General features: G+C 44.5%; 4 protein-coding genes. All 4 read right to left on the reverse strand.

What is annotated here, in order from left to right:
• On the reverse strand, positions 1 to 861 hold an 861-nt coding region (locus tag AC1DUA_RS21835; RefSeq protein WP_477501777.1), incomplete at its 3' end, for a YbjN domain-containing protein.
• Between the two features lie 44 nt (positions 862 to 905).
• Positions 906 to 4079 carry a hypothetical protein gene (locus AC1DUA_RS21840; protein WP_477501778.1) on the reverse strand — a complete coding sequence of 1058 codons (3174 nt, stop codon included), beginning with the start codon at positions 4077 to 4079 and terminating at the stop codon, positions 906 to 908.
• Between the two features lie 216 nt (positions 4080 to 4295).
• Positions 4296 to 5000 (reverse strand): metal-dependent hydrolase, encoded by a 705-nt coding sequence (locus AC1DUA_RS21845; RefSeq protein WP_477501779.1) that lies wholly within the window; start codon positions 4998 to 5000, stop codon positions 4296 to 4298.
• 174 nt (positions 5001 to 5174) lie between these two features.
• On the reverse strand, positions 5175 to 5352 hold a 178-nt coding region (locus AC1DUA_RS21850; RefSeq protein WP_477501780.1), incomplete at its 5' end, for a DMT family transporter.

A 5352-nucleotide genomic window follows, 5' to 3' on the forward strand; every position in this document is an offset into this window, starting at 1 on the left:
GAATAGCTCCATCGTCAATCGATCATTCTCTACATCGATGCTAGTACGATATCGAAGTTCCCCATCGGTTGCATCCATCTCGAAGTTGCCGATGACCAGATCATAATTCTCTTCGAAAAGGAACTTCGCCATCTCCGTCCGCTGCTCAACAGGAACTGACGCTGGATAAATAGAAAACACAATGCAAATTTGCTTCGCTTCATCTGTGCGAACCAACACAATCCATTCTCCTTGCTCACCTGAGAATGTTAAACGAACAATGGTTTCGTCTACCCATTCATACGGCAATTCCATCCGTTTCAGGTAGTCCTCCACAACCTCATTCAATGTTGGTTTAACAAAAGTGGAGGATGCATTTGTGGCTGCAGCTTCTGCCCATTGGGTGCGGTACCCTATTTTCAAAGTACCGTTATCCAGTTCATCTGGCAGCTTCATTTGCTGTTTCACTTCTGTGATTAGCCAGCTTTCGCTTTGGCGCAGAGGTCGCGATTCTTCCGAATCTTCGACTAAGGTTTGCAGAACATTTTCAACCTCTGAGCCCTTGCGCAATGCAGCTTTCATAAGACTTTGTTTGAGCATAACTTGAAGTTCCATGGGTTGATTCTCATCAAATTTTACTTCTGAACCCCTACTTATTGCTTGAACTTGCAGCCCCATCCATTCTCCGGCCAGCAATTGCTGATATACGCTCCACTCCACTTCAAGATAAAGCGTACATTGTGACTTTTCCTCAGATACGGTTAGGTTAATTCGTTTGGCAGCAGCCTTCACTCCGTCGCCCATTAAGGTGATAAATGCTATTTCGGTGTCAAAATCCAAACGTGACTGCTCCTCATTGCCGTTAGCGCTCAGATCAACCATCTACTGACCTCCTTTACAAAAATGATATCACTTCTTACATTATCTTATGGCGTAACTACAGGTATCGCACTAGGTGTAGACGCTGTACTCGATGTAGGAGTTGAAACCGGCGTTGTTTGATTACTTGCTGTACTTGCTGAACTTGCACCACCTGTGGCTCCTGTTGTTCCTGCTGATGCAGTACTTGCCGTCGGGGTACTTGCTGTTGGAGTACTTGCAACAGGCGTTGGCACCGGACGATCTTGGCCACCACCCTCAAAACCGATAAACTCATATTTCATATCCTTGTCTTTCCGGAATTCTAATTGTCCAAGTCGCTTGGACTTCTCTACAGCAACTTTTACAATCTCTGCATCAACTTCTAGCGATTTCACTTGACTAGCTGATATCGATATTACCCAAGGGCTTGTTGGTACGCTTCTTCCATCATATTCTCTATGGAAACCTATTTCCAGCTTAAGCGCATTGGATAATCCAATTTTATCAACCAATTCAATATCTGATGCCTCTGAATCTTGGCCAGGCAACCAGGATCGCATCGTATCGTTAATGGTTTCATCGCCTTTAATCCGTGAGGCGAAACTTGCCCCGATACCATCGAAATAATTCCCCGTGAATAAGGAATCGCTTCCAGCATCTAGTAAACTCCCGACCACTTGTTTTCCTTTATCTACCTTGGAAGCCATCCCTTTCCTGAACAGGGCGGTCAGATTTTTACCTCCGCCAATCGCAGCGGTAACAATCTTGGATGCATACTTGGTGAAATCTCCACCCTCTTCTCCGAATTGGGAAGGGATGCTTGCCGATAGCTGCAGATTCAATTCCTTGAGTTTGCTTTCGTCCTCATTCAAGAAGGTTGCAGATCCTTCAAGACCAAAAGCAACTTTATCTTTGCCAAATTCGATTTCAATTTCAGTTCCTGCTTCAACCGTCGTATTAACTTCGCCTTTGCCTATGCCCTTACCGTTCCCCTCAGCAGCTAACCGCTCTGCTGCTGACATCACATTACCTGCTGCATCTTTGCCCTTTGTTCCGATAACCTCTTTGTTATATTTACTAAGGCGTTTGAATGCAAGCTCGGCAGAAAATGAGGCTACACCTACATTAGCTTCCATCGCCAACTTCGTAAGAAAGCCTACATTAACCTCAGACTCTTCATCACCCATATTCATTTCTTCAATCATCATGGCCCATTTCTCAGCTTCAATCAGGCTGGACTCGCCAGATTTACCGCCTTTGCCCCAGAAGTAAGCTTGAGCACTAGAAGGCATCTGCCTGTATAAGCCATAAGAAAGTAAATTCATGACAGTATCTGTATCCTTGCCTTTTCCTTCAAGGAATAAACCGAACCTTGCGTTTGCATCGAAACCAAAGGTCGTAAATCCAGCACCAAAAGTTAATTGGGTATTGACGCTTAATTCATCTGCTTCCCGCTCTGCCTCACCTGCGAATCCGAACAGGAAGTAGGCATTACCGCCACCTGCTGCGGATGCAACAGGAATTTTCAACTCAAGTTCTATTGCAGTTGAGTCCCCAGGATTAGGGGTTGAAATGTCGATTAAATGACCGAATATGGTTAAGCCGGAAGATAAATCGCTTGCTTCCACGGACTTGACTAGCTTTTGCGCAAGTTTCTTCGTTTTATCCTCATTTTGGATCGCATCTTTAATTTGTGTGGTTTTGGCTGCATCTGGTAATGTCGCAACAGCAGTTCCTTCTGCTTTCGTTCCCTTCGTCAGCTTTCTCGCTTCAAGTACCGCTTTATCTTTGTTTAATTTCAGTAATTTAGCAGCGCTTTCTTCTGCTGCCTTGACACCTGCAGCTCGAATCTTATCCGGCGTTGCTGCAGCGTTTCTAGCTACTTCATAGGCAGAAGATTTGGCTGCTTTTGTGAAATCATCGATAGTGAGGGCTTTTGGAATTATTCTTTCTAGAATGAGATTAGCCTCATCCCTCATTACATCATCTACAAGGACTTTGGATTCTTTATGGGCAATAGCTTTCGTAGCCGTTTTCAAATATTCCTTTTGCATAGGACCAGCCGTACTTGTCGATGTCGGTGTCACACTAGTTGGTGTTGCACTTGTCGGCGCTGTTCCAGTAGTAGGTGATGGATTGTCAATCGCGTTATTGATCTGAGCATTAACTTTGGTTCGCGCTGCCTTTTTAAGATCCTCACGATACACATTCAACTCTGCTGATCTTCTGAAAGCTCTACGACCCACACCTAATTTCGATAATACCGCCGATTTCATAGGATCAAACAATACGGTTTGATAAACGTGCTCCATATCCTTGATATCTCTCGTCGTTCCATCGGTGGTTTCTTGCTTCACCACGTTTTTGTCAACCAGGTTGTTATCAAGGCCAATCCGTTTCGTTAACTCATCCGTTCCAGCATTTCCTACAGCAATGGAGTCAAAACCTGACACACCTCCAGCTGCAGTCGGGGGAGCGAACTTCACGGCGATAGCCGCTTTCGACGACGTAACCGCACTTGTAAATAATGTTTTTGCGTATGTATCCAGCTTTTTCTTTGCATCAGCAGCCGCTTTTGTTTTCTGCTTTTCATAGGTTGCATTATTTAAATTTGGAGTAATCTGGTAGGCTTTATTTGCTTCTTCCTTCATTGCAGTCTTTTTAGTGGCAGCAAACTCGCTATCCGAAACTTCAATGGCATATGCTTTTAACTTGGTAATCATAATGCCATCGGCTTTTTCTTGGGCGAACTTGTAAGCATCTTCCCTTTGTTCTACCGTTCCTGTTGTCCCCATGCTCGCTTTGATTTCTTCTTTTGCTTTTTTCAAGACGTTTTTTCGAATAGGATCTGCTTGCGAATCCGAAGTCAAATACGTATCGATATTCCTCTTCAGTTTCTCACTTATTTCCGTATAAGAGCTATCAACAAGCGACGTAACTTTCGCGTCACGCGCAGTGACAAGATCAGCATTTCGCTGTTGCTGCTCCTGAGATACGACGGGAACTGGGGGTGCACTGGCACCTCCAGCTCTTTGAATCACTGGATGTGAATGCCCCATCCTTTGAACCATTCCCTGAACCGCCCTATTGCCAAGGGTTCTCTGCATTTGCATAATACTTGCAGGTGTCATTTGACGAGCATCCATTGTGGTTGGAACTTCCGTCTCTGACCTACCTGGTTGAGCTTGAACCGATGTTTGGCTGCTAGTTGTCCGATTGGCGGATGTATGTTCACTCACAACTAAGCCCCCCTTTATCTACAATAAATCCACGTCAGTTTTTATTTTTGAAAAAAAGCGCTCATGTTGTCGAATAATAGTTCGATTATACCATGACCACGATTAAAAATAGTGAATTATTTTGTCGATAAAAAACTAAAAACCGCGGAGCATCTTGCTCCCGCGGTTTTATCGAATGATCGTTCTCTCCGTCTAATATCCTACCTGAGACCCATCTTACTTGCTTGTGATCTCAATCTCATCGCCAGGTGCCATCACTTTACCTTGTAACCCTCTTGCTTCAAGCTGCTGAACGAAATGCTCCGCGTCTTGCTTAATTCCTGGGAACGTACTGTGGTGTATCGGCACTGTCAGTTTCGCGTTGTACCATTCCGCGGCTTGGAGCGCATCTTCCGGTCCCATTGTGTAGAAGTCACCAATTGGCAAGAAAACAACGTCGATGGCATAGCGATCACCAATCATTTTCATATCGCTGAACAAAGAGGTATCCCCTGCATGCAGGATCGTCAAACCTTCAGCGAACACGAGGAACCCGGCAGGCATGCCCGCATACAGAATTTGTTTCGTCTCTTCGATCACAATGCCTGAGCTGTGGAAAGCTTGCACCATTTTCGCCTTAGCGAAGCCCAAATCGAACATACCTCCCATGTTCATGCCAACGCTATTTTTGACACCTTGCCAAGACATATAGGTCGCAAGCTCGACAATAGACACGACAGGTACGTCATTATTAGCACTTGCAATAGGCGCAGCGTCGAGAATATGATCCATATGAGCATGTGTCAGCAACACAGCATCGGTTTTGATGTCCTCAGGCTTAATCTTAGCTGCAGGATTACCGCTTAAAAAAGGATCGATGATGAGAGATTTCTCCCCTGTATGGAGTTGAATACAAGCATGGCCATGATAATTGATTTTCATAGAATCGTACTCCTTTATTTCTACTGTATTTATGTCTATTATTACATAGGATCACTTTTTAGGAAACATCTCATCGCGAACGATGCTCACCTATTCATGCATTTTTTTTGTAAATCTATGTTCCAAAAAAGCAGTCAGAAGAATTCTGACTGCTTCACCATCTCATCTATGTGGTCATGCAATTAATTTCAAACCAACGGCAGCGCTTAATACCATCGCAATGAACATAATTCGCTTCCAATCCTTGGATTCTCCGTAAAAAAGCATACCGACGATGGCGCCGCCGACTGTGCCAATTCCTGTCCAAACGGCATAAGAAGTGCCCATCGGCAAACTTTTCATCGCCAAGCTT

This window comes from Paenibacillus sp. 01T422, assembly GCF_056398785.1.

Bases quoted from the DNA above. Each gene is read 5' to 3' on its own strand.
- AC1DUA_RS21845 (WP_477501779.1), bottom strand. From the start codon at position 5,000: ATGAAAATCAATTATCATGGCCATGCTTGTATTCAACTCCATACAGGG.